Origin of the sequence: Actinorugispora endophytica, from assembly GCF_004363075.1 — a bacterium.
Taxonomy (GTDB): Bacteria; Actinomycetota; Actinomycetes; order Streptosporangiales; family Streptosporangiaceae; genus Actinorugispora; species Actinorugispora endophytica.
In genome coordinates, this window is sequence record NZ_SNYN01000016.1 from 85,285 (window position 1) to 101,231 (window position 15,947).

General features: G+C 73.2%; 12 protein-coding genes. 6 read left to right on the top strand and 6 right to left on the bottom strand.

All coding sequences use genetic code 11. The features are described 5' to 3' along the window. Window positions 1-239 precede the first annotated feature (239 nt). The 4 genes from EV190_RS16945 to fahA all read left to right on the top strand — a co-directional run bounded on the left by EV190_RS16945 (window position 240) and on the right by fahA (window position 5,348). Window positions 240-1,199 (top strand): MBL fold metallo-hydrolase, encoded by a 960-nt coding sequence (locus tag EV190_RS16945; protein WP_133742548.1) that lies wholly within the window; start codon window positions 240-242, stop codon window positions 1,197-1,199. Window positions 1,200-1,293: 94 nt separating this feature from the next. After that, entirely contained in the window at window positions 1,294-3,024 is a 1,731-nt protein-coding gene (locus tag EV190_RS16950) for an FAD-dependent monooxygenase (RefSeq protein ID WP_133742549.1), read from the top strand. Between the two features lie 158 nt (window positions 3,025-3,182). Further along, on the top strand, window positions 3,183-4,112 hold the full coding sequence (locus EV190_RS16955; protein WP_133742550.1) for a hypothetical protein: 930 nt from the start codon (window positions 3,183-3,185) through the stop codon (window positions 4,110-4,112). A 48-nt stretch (window positions 4,113-4,160) separates the two neighbouring features. Continuing rightward, window positions 4,161-5,348, top strand: coding sequence for a fumarylacetoacetase (gene fahA, locus EV190_RS16960; RefSeq protein WP_133742551.1), 1,188 nt, complete (start codon window positions 4,161-4,163; stop codon window positions 5,346-5,348). 173 nt (window positions 5,349-5,521) lie between these two features. Here the strand turns inward: fahA and EV190_RS16965 are convergent, their stop codons facing one another. Continuing rightward, window positions 5,522-6,751: a hypothetical protein gene (locus EV190_RS16965; protein ID WP_133742552.1), complete on the bottom strand. Its 1,230-nt coding sequence runs from the start codon at window positions 6,749-6,751 to the stop codon at window positions 5,522-5,524. Between the two features lie 287 nt (window positions 6,752-7,038). Between EV190_RS16965 and EV190_RS16970 the strand changes: the two genes are divergently transcribed. Continuing rightward, window positions 7,039-7,917 carry a glycerophosphodiester phosphodiesterase gene (locus EV190_RS16970; RefSeq protein ID WP_133742553.1) on the top strand — a complete coding sequence of 293 codons (879 nt, stop codon included), beginning with the start codon at window positions 7,039-7,041 and terminating at the stop codon, window positions 7,915-7,917. Between the two features lie 252 nt (window positions 7,918-8,169). Here EV190_RS16970 and EV190_RS16975 read toward each other — a convergent pair whose 3' ends face one another. Further along, the gene (locus EV190_RS16975) at window positions 8,170-9,741 is read right to left on the bottom strand and encodes a beta-N-acetylhexosaminidase (RefSeq protein WP_133742554.1); all 1,572 of its coding nucleotides are present in this window, start codon (window positions 9,739-9,741) and stop codon (window positions 8,170-8,172) included. 396 nt (window positions 9,742-10,137) lie between these two features. Between EV190_RS16975 and EV190_RS16980 the strand changes: the two genes are divergently transcribed. After that, a complete protein-coding gene (locus EV190_RS16980) occupies window positions 10,138-11,064 on the top strand; it encodes an NAD(P)-dependent oxidoreductase (protein ID WP_243742627.1) in 927 nt (308 codons plus the stop codon). Window positions 11,065-11,068: 4 nt separating this feature from the next. On the opposite strand, the gene EV190_RS16985 is transcribed toward EV190_RS16980, so the two are convergent. From EV190_RS16985 to EV190_RS17000, 4 genes are all read right to left on the bottom strand, one after another. Beyond that, window positions 11,069-11,320 (bottom strand): hypothetical protein, encoded by a 252-nt coding sequence (locus tag EV190_RS16985; RefSeq protein WP_243742628.1) that lies wholly within the window; start codon window positions 11,318-11,320, stop codon window positions 11,069-11,071. A 182-nt stretch (window positions 11,321-11,502) separates the two neighbouring features. Continuing rightward, window positions 11,503-12,807 carry a glycosyltransferase gene (locus EV190_RS16990; protein ID WP_133742556.1) on the bottom strand — a complete coding sequence of 435 codons (1,305 nt, stop codon included), beginning with the start codon at window positions 12,805-12,807 and terminating at the stop codon, window positions 11,503-11,505. Then, window positions 12,804-13,715 carry a DMT family transporter gene (locus EV190_RS16995; RefSeq protein WP_133742557.1) on the bottom strand — a complete coding sequence of 304 codons (912 nt, stop codon included), beginning with the start codon at window positions 13,713-13,715 and terminating at the stop codon, window positions 12,804-12,806. Before EV190_RS16995 ends, EV190_RS16990 begins: the two co-directional genes overlap by 4 nt. A 598-nt stretch (window positions 13,716-14,313) precedes the next feature. After that, window positions 14,314-15,786 carry a fused MFS/spermidine synthase gene (locus EV190_RS17000; protein ID WP_133742558.1) on the bottom strand — a complete coding sequence of 491 codons (1,473 nt, stop codon included), beginning with the start codon at window positions 15,784-15,786 and terminating at the stop codon, window positions 14,314-14,316. Window positions 15,787-15,947: the final 161 nt, after the last annotated feature.

The following is a 15,947-nucleotide window of genomic DNA, read 5'->3' on the forward strand; positions in this document are numbered from 1 at the left end:
GGCGGGCCCGGCCGGGGAGCGCCGCGGCCAATAATCGCACAGCGCGCTCGCACGCCTTCCGTGGAAGGGGGCCGGGCGGCCCCGTCCCTCCGACCGCCCGCCGGGACGAGGTGGTGGCCGCCGCGATCGGGGGTAGGCGGGGAGGGACGACCCTTGCCTGCGGCTGTGTCCCGTGTCACATTTACTGTGACTCTGAAAGAGAACAGCAAGTTCGATAATCGATCAAAAGGTGTGCGTGCATGAGCAAACCGTTCGCAAGCTCGGCGGACCTCGACGAGAAGAGGCAGACACTGGAGGTGCTCGCGGACGGGGTGTACGCCCTGACCGCCGAGGGCGACCCCAACGTCGGGGCCGTCGAGGGCGAGGACTTCCTGGTCTGCTTCGAGGCGCTGGCCACCCCCGCGGCGGCCAGGGAGTGGCTCATCCAGCTGCGCGAGCACACCCACAAGCCGATCCGCTACCTGGTGCTGTCGCACTACCACGCGGTCCGCGTCCTGGGCGCCAGCGCCTTCGGCGCCGACGTCGTCGTCGCCCACGACAACACCCGGGCCCTGATCGCCGAGCGGGGGGAGCAGGACCGGGCCAGCGAGTACGGCCGGATGCCCCGCCTGTTCAAGGACCCCTCTTCCATCCCGGGGCTGACCTGGCCCGATGCCACCTTCTCCGAGAGCCTTACCATCCACCTGGGCGGTGACCGCGGCGACCTGGTCCTGCGCTACTGCGGCCGGGGCCACACCGAGGGCGACATCGTGGCCTGGCTGCCCCGGCACCGGATCCTCTTCGCCGGGGACCTGGTCGAGGCCCAGGCGGCCCTGTACACCGGTGACGCGTTCCACCACGACTGGGCGACCGGCACCCTCGACCGGGTCGCCGCCTTCGAGGCGGAGGCCATGGTCGGAGGGCGCGGGGCCGTGGTCAGGGGGCGTGCCGCCGTGGACGCCGCCATCGCCCAGACCCGCGGCTTCCTGAACACCATGCGCGAACAGGTCGGCGCCGTGCACGCGCGCGGCGGAACCCTCAAGGAGGCGTTCGGCGCCGCGCACACCGCGCTCGCCCCCGCGTTCGGCGGCTGGCCGATCTTCGAGCACTGCCTCCCGTTCGACGTCGCCCGGCTGTGGGAGGAGTACGAGGGCACGGAGCGTCCCACCATCTGGACCGCCGAACGCGACCGCGAGGTCTGGGACCGGCTCCAGGGCTGACCGGGGGGCCGCCACGGGCCCTCCCCGAACCGAATCGAGGCCGCCGCCGCGAGGTACCGGGGACCCGCGGCCGCGGTGGAACGGGAGCGAGACCATGACGTCCACCATCCCGTCGCCCGCCCCGCCGGGCGACGACTCCGCGCAGGGACCGCCCGTGCTCATCAGCGGGGCCGGCCCGGTCGGGCTGTGCGCGGCGCTCACCCTCGCCCGCTTCGGGGTGCCCACCGTCCTGTTCGAGTCGCGCCCCGAACCCGACGACGACCACCTCCGCTACAGCGGTTCCAGGGCGATCTGCTTCCAGCGCGACGTCCTGGACGTCTTCGACCGGCTCGGTGTCGCCGCCCCGCTGCTGGCCGAGGGCACCACCTGGACCACCGCGCGCACCTACTACCGAGGGCACGAGGTGCGCACCGTCGTCTTCCCCGCCGCGCCCGAGGCGGGGGAGTACGCGCCGCTGCCGCCGTGGATCAACGTCTCCCAGGCGAGGGTGGAGCAGGAGCTGCTGCGCGCGGCCGACGCGAACCCGCTCGTCACCGTCCGGTACCGCAGCCGCGTCACCGCGCTGACCCAGGACGGCGGCGGGGTGATCGCGCGGACCGCGGGCTGGGGCGGAACCGAACTCATCAGAGGATCGCACCTGGTCGGCGCGGACGGCGCGTCCAGCGCGGTGCGCAAGCTGATGGGCGTGGGCTTCCCCGGAGGCTCTTTCGACGACCGGTTCCTCATCTGCGACATCCGCGCGGACCTGCCGTTCCCCAACGAGCGCCGGTTCTACTTCGACCCCGAGTGGAACCCGGGGCGCCAGGTGCTGGTGCACCAGTGCCCCGACTCCACCTGGCGCATCGACTGGCAGGTGCCCGACGACTACGACCTGGAGGCCGAGCGCGCCGGCGGCGCGCTGGACGAGCGCGTCCGCAGGATCACCGGAGACCGCCCGTACGACATCGTGTGGTCCTCGGTGTACCGGTTCCACGAGCGCTGCGCGGAGCGGTTCCGCGTCGGTCGGGTCCTGCTCGCCGGAGACGCCGCCCATCTGTACGCGCCGTTCGGCGCGCGCGGTCTCAACTCCGGTGTCCAGGACGCCGAGAACCTCGGTTGGAAGATCGCCGCGGCCCGCGCGCTGCCCGCCGGGGCCGCCGACGCGCTCCTGGAGAGCTACCACCAGGAGCGGTGGGCCGCCGCGCAGGAGAACCTGCGGGTCACCGGGGACACCATGCGGTTCCTGGTCCCCCCTGACGAGCACTACGCCCGGCTGCGGCGGGAGACGCTGGAACTGGCCGTCACCGACGCCGGGGCGCGCGACCGCATCGACTCGGGCAGGCTCGCCGAGCCGTTCTGGTACACCGGGTCGCCGCTGACCACCCCGCCCGAGGTCCCCGAACCGCTGCCGGCCGACGCCAGGGGCGGCCACCCGCCGGTGCCCGGGGTCATCTGCCCGGACGGGCCGTGCCGCGCCCCCGACGGGACCGGGACGACCCGGCTGCGCGGACGGCTCGAACCCGCGGTCACCGTCCTGGTCGCCCACGCGCGGCAGGCGGACGCCCTGGCCGGGGCCGTCCGGGACACGCCGATCCCGGTGCGGGTGCTGGTACTGGACGAGGTGGACCCCGGGGGCGCCCTCGCCGCCGCGCTGCGCTGCGACGGCGGTACCGCCCACGTCGTCCGCCCCGACGCCCACCTGTGCGCGGTGCTGCCCGTGGAGGACGCCGAGGCGGTGCGCGCCGCGCTGCGCCGCCTGTTCGCACGGGCCGGACCCGCCGCGGGCGGAGGGGAGGAGCGGCACGAGGAGAGGCGGCTCCTGCCGCCGCTCGCCAACGAGCGCTGAGGGCGGGAGCCGATGTCGCCCCCGCCCGGTGAGACCACCACAATGTGGAACCAGACGGATTCATGGACCGCGCGGTCGGCAGCCGCGCAGCGCGCGGTCCGAGGCCCGGCGCGGTCGGGACCGCTCCGGGAACCGAGCAGACAACGGAGACGGCCGCGATGACCGAGACCTTCCGCCCGCCCGCCCCGGGGGCCGCCGCGATCCTGCTGCGCGGCCTGGTCGACGACGCCGGGCTGTTCCCGCCGACCGCGCTGCCGATGGGCCGGGCGCTGGCGCGGCACCGGGCGGACCGGACGACGGCCCACCCCATGCTCGCCGGCCGCTTCCTGTGCCCGGTGAGCCGCTGGGCGGAGCTGTGCGACAGCCTCGGGGAGGCCGACCGGATCGACGTCGGTCTGATCCTGGACACCGAGCAGGGGCTGGTCGACGGCAGCCGGGTGGAGGACCCCCGGGTGCGCGTCACGCACTACGAGACCAGGGCCCCCGGCATCGATGTCGGGAAGGCCGCGCGATACCTCAGGACGGCGGCCGGTCCGGCGCCCCGGCAGAGGAGGGGCTTCTTCTCCCGGCGCGCCGAGCGGCCGGACCGGACCCCCGCCGCCGGGCCGCCGGTCTACTTCGAGTTCGACCGGGGCGGAGAGGGGCGCGCCAACATCGCGGGGCTCGCGGGCGCGCCGGGGCTGGGCGCGAAGGTCCGCTGCGGCGGGGCCGACGCGGAGCTGTTCCCCGGTCCGGAGGAGCTGTCCGAGTTCATCGCGGCCTGCGCGGAGCACGGGGTGCCCTTCAAGGCCACCGCCGGACTGCACCACGCCGTCCGGCACACCGATCCGACCACCGGGTTCACCCACTTCGGCTACCTCAACCTGCTGCTGGCCACGGCCATGGCGGTGACCGGGGACGGGCCCAACCGGGTGCGCAGGGCGCTTGTTGTCACCGACCCGGACGAACTCGTCGACCGTGTCGGCGGCCTCGACGAGGCCACCGCGGCCAGGACCCGGGAGCTGTTCGTCGGCTACGGCTCGTGCAGTACCCGGGACCCGGTGGCCGACGCCGAGGGGCTCGGCCTGCTGGAGGGGGTCCTCCCCTGAGGCGGCCCCGCCGACCTCCTTTCCCGCAGTCACTCACAAAGGAGCACCGTGACCACCAGCTGGGTTCCCGGAGCGGACGCCTCCGGATTCGGAGCGGACAACCTGCCGTACGGAGTGTTCTCCCGGAGAGGGGCGGATCCCCGGGTCGGCGTGCGGATCGGCGGCCACGTCCTCGACCTCGCCGGGCTCCTGGGCGACCGCGAGTTCTTCGCCGCCTCCCTCAACCCGTTCATGGCGCGCGGGTCCACGACCTGGCGGGCCACCCGAGCCAAGGTCTCGGGCATGCTCGTGGGGGAGGGCAGCAGGGCCGAGGCCGAGCCGCACCTGGTCCCGCTGGACGAGGTCGTGCTGCTGCCGCCGTTCGAGGTCGCCGACTACGTCGACTTCTACTGCTCGCTGGAGCACGCCTCCAACGTCGGCAGGATGTTCCGGCCCGACGAGGAGCCGCTCAAACCCAACTGGCGGCACCTGCCGGTGGGCTACCACGGCCGCGCGGGCTCGGTCGTCCCGTCGGGCACCGACATCGTGCGCCCGGCCGGTCAGCGCGGGACCGTCGACGGCCCGGTGTTCGGACCCAGCACCCGGCTCGACATCGAGGCCGAGATCGGCTTCGTGGTGGGGACCCGGACGTCGCCGGGCCGCACGGTGCCCGTCGCGGACTTCGCCGAGCACGTGTTCGGCGTCGTCCTGGTCAACGACTGGAGCGCCCGGGACATCCAGGCGTGGGAGTACGCCCCCCTGGGGCCGTTCCTGGGCAAGTCCTTCGCCACCTCCGTCTCGCAGTGGGTGGTCCCGCTCGACGCGCTCGGCGCGGCCAGGTTCGCCGGGCGGGAGCAGGAGCCCGAGCCGTTCGCGTACCTGCGCCGGGTGGCGGACTGGGGCCTGGACATCGCCCTGGAGGTCAGGCTCAACGGGGAGGTGGTGTCCCGACCGCCGTTCGCCGCGATGTACTGGACCGGAGACCAGATGCTCGCCCACCTCACCAGCAACGGGGCGCCACTGCGCACCGGCGACCTGTACGCGTCCGGGACGGTCTCGGGCGGGCGCCCCGACCAGCGGGGGTCGCTCCTGGAGCTGACCTGGGGCGGGACCGAACCGCTGCGGCTCGGTGACGGCTCGGCGCGGACCTTCCTGCAGGACGGCGACACGGTCTCCGTCACCGCCACCGCGCCGGGGATGGCGGGCGGGACCATCGACCTGGGCGAGGTCGTGGGGACGGTCCTCCCGGCCGTGTGACCGGGAGGAGTCGCGCCACCGGACCCTCGGAGAGCCGGGTAGGGGCACCGCCCCGGTCCGGAGCACCGCGGACCCGTCCGTGGAGCAGGCCCGGGGCCTGCTCAGCGCGTGGGCGGACGGAGTCGTGCGGGCGCGGGACCGGGGCGGTGCCCGCGGTGGTGCGTCTCACCCGGTCACTGCCAGGAGAGGAGGTCCCACAGGTCCTGCTCCTGCGAGAACGAAGAGACCTCCTGGCTCTTCTTGGCCGGACGCGGAGAGGTGGACATCTCCTTGAACACCTCTTCGACCTGGGACTCCTCCAGGCCGAGCCGGTCGGCGCACTTGGAGATCGCCTCCCGGCGGATCGGCTCCTGGACCTCGTTCCACAGGCCGGAGTTCCACGTCACGCTGGATCCGGGGGAGAACTCGATGTTCTGGTCCCAGATGGCGCCCGGCATCGCGCCGATCTCCTCGGTGAGGCAGCGCTTGACGGCGGCGGTCTCCTTGTCGCTCAGCTCGCCGTCGGCGCCCTCCTCCTGTCCGGGAGCCGGGGCGGGCAGGGTCTCGGGGGCGTCGGTCCCCGCCTCCCCGGTCCCGGTCCCGGACTCCCCGGTCTCGGGGCCGGACTCGGCTCCGGCCTCTCCCGGGGCGGCCACGACCGGCTCGTGCGGCTGGGCCTCGCCGGCCTCGCCCGCCCCGGCGGGCTCCGCGGGGGCCGCCGGCTCGGGCTGCCCGCCGGGGCGCGGGATCTCCCCGACCCCGGCCGGTTCGGCGGCCTCCGCGGGTTCGGGCTGGCCGGCGCGGTCGGCCGCGGTCCGTACGGCGCCCGCCGTCTCCTCGCCCTGGGCGACCCCCCGGACGTTGGGCACGTCGACGGAGGGCAGGTTGACATCGGGCACGTCCGGGACCGACGCCTCCCGCGGCGAGATGCCCTCGGCCATCGCCATCAGTTCCTGGGTCTCCCACGTGTCCGGACGGAGGAAGACGGCGACGGCGACCCCGTCGCGCTCCATCCAGAACACGTCGCCGGTGGCCTCGGAGAGATAGGCCTCCTTGCCGTTGACGTCGACCGACCGCAGGTCCCCGTCGTCCAGGTGGGAGTAGTGCGAGCTGCGCACCTCGTCCAGGCTGCCGAGCCTGCTGGTGCGGTACACGCTCACCTTGCCGTGGACCGTCTCCGGTCCCTGCACCCACGCCAGGTGCGCGGTCCGGCTGCCGGTCCGGTCGGTGAAGGTCTCCGAGTTCATGCTGTGGCGCTCCAGGCCGGGTGCCAGGTAGCCCACCTCGAACCCGTCGATCAGATAGGTCGACGCCTTCTGCTGGACGGTCGGCCAGGTCAGGGGAAGCCGGTCGTCGGCCGCCACCGGGCCGGCGGCGGCGCCGAACGCCGCCAGAGACACGGTGGCCGCTCCTGCCAGCGCCATCCACCGAGTATGGGGCTTGCGCATCGTGAACCTCTCGATTGATTACATTGAGTTCTTGTGACAGCACTTACAGTGAGATTGATTGCTGTCTGTGTCTAAACTCCCACAGTGTGTAGTCAATTTCGGGTAGGCGGGACTCGTGTCGCCGGAAGGCGGCGTCTCGACTCGGTCGACTGGCCGAGCTCTTCCCAACCGGGATGCCCGCCGCTCTCCCGTTGGACGCGCAATGGAAACCCAAGGCGATCAGTCTGGAGCGGAAAGTGACCGGTTTTCGACAAGGGAGCACGATGCTGACTCGTCTGGGACTCGCTGCGACCGTACTCGCCGCCGCAATGGTCGCCACGACCGGGGCCGTCTCGGCCGCCCCGTCCCGTCCCCGGATCCCGGAGGTGACAGCGGTGGCCCACCGGGGAGCGTCGGCCTACGCCCCCGAGAACACCCTCGCCGCGATCGACGAGGCGCGCGCCCGCGGGGCCCGGGTCGTCGAGCTCGACGTCCAGCGCACCAGGGACGGAGTGCCCGTCCTCATCCACGACACCACGCTGACCCGCACCACCGACGTCGAAGAGGTCTTCCCGGGGCGCGCGTCCTACCGTGTCGCCGACTTCACCTTCGCCGAGATCCGCCGTCTCGACGCCGGGTCCTGGTTCGACCCCGCCTATGAGGGCGAGCGGGTCCCGACCCTGCGGGAAGGGCTCGACCGGCTGCGTCGCCAGCGGTTGAACCTGCTGCTCGAACTGAAGGAGCCCGCACGCTACCCGGGGCTGACCGAGGAGGTGGCCGAGACGCTGGACGAGCAGCGGTGGTGGACGGGCCGGCGCGGACAGGGCAACGGGCACCGCCTGGTGATCCAGAGCTTCGACCACGAGGCGGTGCGCGTCTCCCACGACCTGCTGCCGCACATCCCGCACGGCGTGCTCGGAAAGGTCCCGGTCGGCCGGATCCCCGCCTACGCCGAGTGGGCGGACCAGATCAACCCGAACCACACCACGGTCGACGCCGCCTATGTCGACGCCGTGCACGCCGAGGGGCTGGAGATCTACGTCTACACGGTCAACGACGCGGACACCATGCGCGCGACCATCGCCAAGGGCGTCGACGGGATCATCTCCGACCGTCCCGACCTGCTGCTCAAGGTGATCGAGGAGGAGACCGGAGCCCGGTAGGGCCCCCGCCGTCGCCGCCCGTCGTGACAGGCCCCGGGCGGAGGGCCGGGGCCGCTCGCACGATGACCGTTGCGGGAGGCTTTCGTTGATGGTCTTGGGCCTTCTGCCCGTTTCGGGGCCTTGAAGGGCGGAAAGCCCGTGATCATTCCGAGCGGGGGCGGGACCGGCCCCCGAACCGCCGGGTCAGGGACACCCGGCGGTTACGCGCGGCCCTCCCGCCTCCCGCGTTCCTAACCTCTCAGGTCAGTACACCTAGCCCCGGCCGGGGACGCCGGGGCGGCGCTGCCAGGGGTGGGGGCCGTCCAGGGGGCGGTACTCCACGCCGACGGCGTCCAGGCGGAGCAGGTGGTCCTCCAGGCGGGGGAGGAACTCCGCGTAGTCGCGCTCGGCCGGGGACCACGCGGCCTCGGCGAAGGCGCACAGGCGCGGGAAGACCATGAAGTCGACCACGCGGGGCGAGTCCATGTGCTCGGTCCACACGTTGACCTGGGCCCCCAGGACGTGCCGGGCCTCGGCCTCGGTCAGTTCGGCCGGGACCGGCTCGGCCGCGTACACGTCGGCCAGGGACAGCACGGTGCCCACGGGGACCGGCTCGTCGGGGGAGTCCGACTGGCGGTAGTCCAGGTACGAGGTCCGGGTCGGGCACATCACCACGTCGTGCCCGGCGCGGGCCGCCGCGACGCCGCCCTCGGTACCCCGCCACGAGGCCACCGTCGCCCCCGGGGCCAGACCGCCCTCCAGGATCTCGTCCCAGCCCAGGAGGCGGCGGCCGCGCTCGGTGAGGTAGGCGTCGAAGTGCCGGATGAACCAGCTCTGCAGCTCGTCCTCGTCCGTCAGGCCCTCGGCGGCGATGCGCGCCCGCGCCGTCTCGCTGGAGCGCCACTGCCCCTTGGGGCACTCGTCGCCGCCCACGCACACGTACTCGCCCGGGAACAGCTCCAGCAGCTCGTCGAACACGTTGCGGTAGAACTTCAGCGTGTCCTCCGAGACGTTCAGGACGTCCTCGATGATCCCCCAGGCGCGCCCCACCTCGAGCGGCCCGCTCTCGCCCAGTTCCGGGTAGGCGGCGATGGCGGCCTGCGAGTGGCCGGGCACGTCGATCTCCGGCACCACGGTGATGTGCCGGTCCGCCGCGTAGGCGACGATCTCGCGGATGTCGTCCTGGGTGTAGAAGCCCCCGTGCGGCCGGCCGTCGTAGACCGGCGGCAGGGAGGCCCCCACCTGGCTCTCGCGCCGCCACCCGCCGACCCGGGTCAGCCGGGGGTAGCGCCTGATCTCGACGCGCCAGCCCTGGTCGTCGGTCAGGTGCAGGTGCAGCACGTTGAGCTTGTGCAGGGCCAGCAGGTCGATGAGGCGCAGCACGTCGTGCTTGGGCATGAAGTGCCGGGCCACGTCCAGCATGCAGCCCCGCCAGCCGAAGCGCGGCCGGTCGCTGATCCGCACCGCCGGAAGGGTCCAGGCCGCCGTGCCGAGCGGAGCCCTGCGGTAGGCGGCGGCGGGCAGAAGCTGGCGCAGCGTCTGCGCGCCGTAGAAGACCCCGGCCGGGTCGTGGCCGGTGACCAGTGCTCCGGTGGGGCCGACCGCCAGCCGGTACCCCTCGGGGCCGAGTCCGGCGCCGGGGTCCACCCGCAGCCTGATCGCGCCGTCCCCCTCGCCCGGGGCCAGGGGGAGACCGGTGGCCGCTCCGAGCTCGGCGCGCAGCCAGGCGGCGGTTCCCAGGGACGTGCCGTCGGCGTCGACGCGGGTGCCCGTGTCCAGACTGAGCCCCGGTCCGTCCGCTGGGATGAACTCGGTGGGGCGGGGGACGAGCGAGTGTTCGGGCACGGGAGGTCTCCTCAGGGCGGGGCCGCGATCGGCTCCATGCTGCCATGGGCCACCATAAAATGGAAACTTTCTTTCCAGTAAAGAGCAGGTTCGGAGGTCGCGAAGTCGGAGTTCCCGATGGCCGTTTTCGGCATTCGTCGAATACTGCCGCGAGATCTATCTAATCTGTATCCAAGTTGCGAAACCGGCTCCGGAGCGTGGCGAGAACTGCGACCAAGGGTTACGTGACGTAGATCTCATTTGTGGTTTTCGTTGTGCCTCATCCCTCTGATCAGCGTGTTTTCGGCCGAGATGGCGTGTGGAAGCCAACTGGTCGCCCTGTTTTCGCCGCGCAACAAAAGGTACTTTTTTGGATTGTTGACCCGTGTTTGACCGTGCCGTTCTTGGAGGTGGATCGTGAGTGCTCCCTACGTGGCCATCACGGACACCGGTGCCCTCGATCCGGAGCCCGCGATCCGCCTGCTCGCCGGGGCCGGATTCCGGGCGCGGGTACTACGGACCAGCGACCCCGCGCGCGTCGCCGCCGAGGCCGCCGGGGCGGTGGCGCTCATCGTCCACGACACCCGGGTGGACGCCGCGCTACTGGACGCGCTGCCCACCCTGCGGCTGATCATGAGCGCGGACCGCGACTGCTCCCGGATCGACATCGCCGAGGCCGAGCGGCGCGGACTGTGGGTCTCCTCCCCGCCCCAGCGCGAGAACGTCGACCAGGCGGCCAACCGCGCGCTCACCCTGACGCTGGCCCAGCTCCGCAGGATGGCGCGCGACCGCGTCTCCCCCCTCATACCGTCGCCGCGCGCCCGCGACCTCACCCTCGGGCTGGTCGGGATGGGCCAGGTGGCCACCAGGCTCGCCGGTCTCGCCGCCCCCATGTTCAAGCGGGTCGTCGGAACCGGGTCGCGTCTGCGCCGGTGGCCCCGCGGCGTCGACCGGATGGGGCTCCGGCAGCTGCTCGCCACCGCTGACGTGATCTCCCTGCACGTGCCCGTGACGGCCGGCACCCGGGGACTCATCGGAGCCCCGGCACTGGCCGGGATGCGCCCGGGAACGGTGCTGATCAACCTCTCCAGCCCCGAGCTGATCGACCGCACCGCCCTGCTCACCGCGCTGGACACCGGTATGCTCGCCGGCTACTCCGCCGGGTACCCGCTCGGCGGCACCGGACACCTCGACGAGGTCTGCGCGCTGCGAAACCACCCCGCGGTGCTGTTCTCGCCCGAACGGGCCGACCGAGCCCAGGACCGGATCGCCACGCTGGCCCGGCACGTCATCGCCTGGAGGGACGGGGGCTTCCCGGTCGCCACGGTCGCCCGCCCCTCCTGACCCCTCAGCCCTCGGCGAGTCCCTGGCAGGACAGGCGGCGGCGCAGGCGTTCGAGGCGGCGGCGCAGGCGGCGCGCGACGTGGACGGCCCGGTCCCGGTCCTCCCGGGTGTCCCACCAGCGGGAGTAGGCCTCGATCCGGGCCCGGCGCAGCTCCTCGAGTTCGGTCTCCAGCCGCCGCACCCGCCGGTCCAGTTCCGCGTGGTCGCGCTGGTAGACGCCGAGCGCGCGTTCGCAGGTCTCCGCCTGGAGCTCCACGCGATTCACCTCGGCGGTCAGACCGTCCAGAACGGTTGACCCCCGATCCTGGTTACCTCCGACGAACCACACGTCCTTACGTCTTCCCGGACGGATCGGCATCCCACGGAAGGCGGGGCAAAAAGTACGGAAAGGCAGAAGATGGGGGAAGTCACCTACGACCTCCCCCATCCCGGGAGCGGTCAGGCGGCGACCGCGGTGCGGCCCCGGGTCGCGGGCACGCCCGTCAGACCGCGCGGCGCCATCCGCGTCGGACCGGGGCGGACCCGGGCGTAGATCTCCTCGAACCGGTCCAGCGAGCGCTGGTGGTCATGTGTCTGGGCGATCTCCCTGCTGGCCGCGCCCATGGCCGCGCGCCGCTCGGGCGACTCGAGGACGGCGAGCAGGTGCCGGGCCAGCTCCGCCACGTCGCCCGGCGGGTACAGGTAGCCGTTGCGGCCCGAACGCACCAGGTGCGGGAGCGCGAGCGCGTCGGCCGCCACGACGGGCAGGCCGGTGGACATCGCCTCCAGCGTGGCGATGCTCTGAAGCTCGGCCACGCTCCCGATCGCGAACAGGTCCGCCGCGACGTAGAACAACGGCAGCTCCTCGTCCGGCACGAAGCCCAGGAAGTGCACCCGGTCAGCCACTCCCAGCGTCTCGGCGAGCCTCTTGAGCTCGGCCTGGCGCTGACCGGTCCCCGCCAGCGCCAGTTGGACGTCGCGGTGCTCCAGCAGAAGGGGCAGCGACCGGATCAGCTCGTCGATGCGCTTCTCCACGTCCAGGCGTCCGACGAAGGCCATGGTCTCGCGGTCGGGCAGCCCGAAGCGGGCGCGCGTCGCCGCGCGCTCGTCGGGGCGCGGCTGGAAGCGCTCCAGGTCGATGCCGCACGACACCGCCTCGACCGGGCGGCTGAAGCCCTTGCCCGCCAGGAGCCTGGCCGCCCGCTCGGTGGGCGTGGTGACGTAGTCGGCCTCGTAGGCGACCCTGATCATGTCCTGCCAGGCCAGGGAACCCACGATTCCGTGCAGGGGGCCGGGGACGTGCGCGTGCGCGAACAGGTTGTCCGGCATGAAGTGGTTGGTCATCACCACCGGGACCCCGGCCCTGCGGCCGCACTGGATCGCCGCCCGGCTGATCGTGAAGTGGCTCTGGGAGTGCACGACGTCCGGGGCGAACCGCTCGATGAGCCGGGCGACGTGCCCGTTCACCCCGAGGGGGACGGCGGTGCGCATCGTCGGGTGGACCAGGACCGACGCCGAGCGCAGCCTGTGCAGCGTCACCCCGTCCTCGTGCTCGATCCGGGGGGCGCCCGACGCCGAGGCGCACACCACGTGGACGTCGTGGCCGCGTTCGGCCAGGCCGCTGGCCAGGCGGTGGGTGAAGTATCCGGCCCCGTTGACGTCCGGGGGGTAGGTGTCGGTCGCGATGAGGATGCGCTGCCGGGGGCCGGACTCACGCGCGCCCGAACTCGGCCGGGTACGCGCACGCTGGTTCGGCAGGGTCATTTCGGGTCTCCTGACGTGGGAACGAGGTCATCGGTCGTGGAAAGAGAGGGGGACCGCTCGGTGGCTTCGGGGTTGCGGTTCCTGGCACGGGCCAGGACGGCGGTGCCCGTGATCGCCAGCAGCGCCGCGCAGGTGGCGAGCAGCTGGTCCAGAGGGGTTCTCGGCAGCCCCTCGCCGAGCACCAGCGCGCCGATCCCCGCCCCCGCGACGGGATCGACGACCAGGAGGGTGGCGTAGGCCGCCGTGAAGTGACCGGTGCGGTAGGCGTTCTGCTGGAGCAGTCCGCCGAACACCGCGATGGCCACGGCCAGGGGGGTGAGCCAGGTGAGCACCGCCATGGGGTTCGAGGCGGTGTCCGAGGCCACCACGCGGGCAAGGGCGGAGGTGGTGCCCAGCGCGGCGCCGCCGAGGGTGGCCAGCAGGACGGCCCTGGGACCCGCCGGGACCCAGTGGGCCGCGAGGTAGCCGGCCGTGCCCACGGCTGCCACGCCCCCCACGAGCAGCAGCGCGGTGGAGGTCGGCAGGACGGGGTCGTCCGAGGTGTGGGGGAAGAGCAGGAGCACCCCCGCCAGCCCCACCATCACGGCCAGGCCCGCCAGTAGTTGGCTCACGCGCACCCGGCGGTGGTTGAACACCGCCGACAGCACGATCGCGAACAGCAGACCGGTGACGCCCAGGGGCTGGATGATGGTGAGCGGTGCTCCGCTCAGCGCCACCAGGTGCAGGCTCACGCCCGCCCCCGCGGCCAGGGTGCCCGCCAACCAGCGGGGACTGCGCACCAGGTGCATCAGGAACCCGAACCGGGCCACGCTGCCGCCGGGGGCGCGGACCGCGTCGCGCTCCTGCAGGGCGGAACCCAGCGCGAGGCAGAACGCGCCCGTCAACGCGATGACGATCGCCCAGACCACGCCGTCACCCCCCGTCCGCCGCGCGGCGTCTCCCCGGTCGTGTCCACGGCGGCCCCCTTCGAAGGTCGGTGCGGCGCGCCGGTCGCGTCCGCGTGACCATGACACTACGAATCGACCGCTGCCCAGATCGATAAGGGCAACACCCGAACCCGGGTGGTGTCAGCCCCACCCCGGAAGGCGGGAACGTCATGCCCCTGGCACCGTGGATATCCGACGCGAGTTTCACACCGGGTAAAAGTCGGGGGTCGACGCGGAAACCCTCGCCAAAAGTCGGGTGCGGCCGCCTCGCTGGTCAGGGGACCGGGTCGGGGCGCGTGCGAAGCGCGCGAACACCGGACCGGTTGAACGCCCGCGCGGTCAACGGGGCGGTTCCGATATGGAGGTTCCGGTGCGGAGGTGTTTCGACGGGTCGGCCGGGTGATCCTCCTGTGCTGGAAAGGGGCCTGGCGAAGTCACGCAACCCCGGACCATCACCGGGAGCAGAGGAGGATCACCCGGCCACCCCGCCGAACAACCCCCGCGACGGAAACCCCATAGGGCGCGCCGCTCGGGGAGAGGGCCCGGGGACGAGTGGGGAGAACCCCGAGGAGGCGGGCGCTCAGCCAAGGTAGGGCGTGATCAACTGGTCGACCGGGGCGTGGTCGTCGGTGAGGACCACGCCTTCGGTACGCCAGGCGTCCAGCAGCGCGTCGTCGGCAAGCGCTCCGGGCTGCTCCGCGGCGGACAGCGCCGCGTCCAGCGCGTCGGTGTCCAGGGGCGCGTCGGAGGCGACGAGCACGTGGTTGCCGCCGACGGGCGATTCGAAGCCGTCGCGCGCCCCGGCCACCGCCACGTGCGCGAAGACCGCGCCGAGGGTCGCGGTCTCGGCGGCGAGGAAGTCCCGCGGACCGCGGTCGATGACGTTCACGACGTACAGGCCCTCGGCGCGCAGCACCCGACGGACCTGGGCCGCGAACTCGCGGGTGGTCAGGTGCCAGGGGACGCTCAGCCCGCCGAACGCGTCCCCCACCACGAGGTCGCGGCTGTCGGAGGGGGCGTCGGCGATCGAGGTCCGGGCGTCGCCCGACACGACCTCCAGGTCCGGACCGGTGCGCAGGCCCAGTTCGGCGCGGGCCATCGCGGTGACGGCCGGGTCGACCTCGAGGACCAGGCCGGTGGAGCCGGGACGGGTGGCCGCCAGCCAGCGCGGCACCGTGTAGGCGCCGCCGCCCACGTGCAGGCTCTCGACCGGGCCCGCGGCGAGCTGGGACTCCACGGCCGCGCCGAACCACTGCGTGTACGCGAACTCCAGGTGCAGGGGATCGGCCAGGTCCACGTAGCCGTGCCGCAGGTCGTCGAGGAGCAGCAGCCGCCCGCTCGGACGGTCCGGGTCGGACTCCACCCGAGCGCAGTAGTAGGCGGTCTCGGCGTCACACGGGGAGTCCACACGCAGCAGCAGCGCGCCGCCGAGCAGGCAGACCCCGATCACCGAGAGCGCCGGGCGCGGATCGCGCGGCAGGCCTCCGCGCACCGCGAACAGGACCCCGAACGCGATCATCGCGCCGCCGCTGACGAGCAGCACCATGGACACCGGGAGCATGGCGATGAGCACGTAGCCGGTGAGGAAGGTCCCCGCGAGCGCGCCGACCGTGCCCCAGGCGCTGAAGCGGCCGATGACGCTGCCGCTGTGCTCCAGGTCCGCCAGCTGCGTCTTCACCACCACGGGGGTGACCGCGGACAGCAGCGCGACCGGAACCGAGATGCCCAGGGCCACCAGCAGCAGCGCGGTGAACGGCCCGGCGCCGCCGAGCGCGGGGCCGAGGAGCAGCACGACGGGGCGGGCGAGCATGGTGGTCCCGCCTCCGAGGACCAGCAGCAGGGCCAGCAGCGGCTCGGCCCGCCGCCGGTCCGCGGCGTCCCCGCCGGCCTTGGCGCCCAGCGCGATCGCCGCGAGCGCGACCCCGATCGCCGCGGTGTACGTCTCCAGGGTGTCCCCGGCGTAGGGCGCGACCAGCCGGGTCACCGAGACTTCCAGGACGAGCACGACCGCGGAGGAGAAGACCACGACGGCCGTGGCGATAATCCGGTTCACGGACTCCGAGGGTAGTGGAGGACAGCCGGGCCTCTCGTCCGATCCTCCCGGTGGTCGGGGGGGGTGGGGGGGGGGGGGGGGGGGGGGGGGGCCGGCCCGGCCCCCCCCCCCCGGGCGGGGGGGGGGGGGGCGGGGGGGGGGGGGCCGGCGCGGGCGGCGGG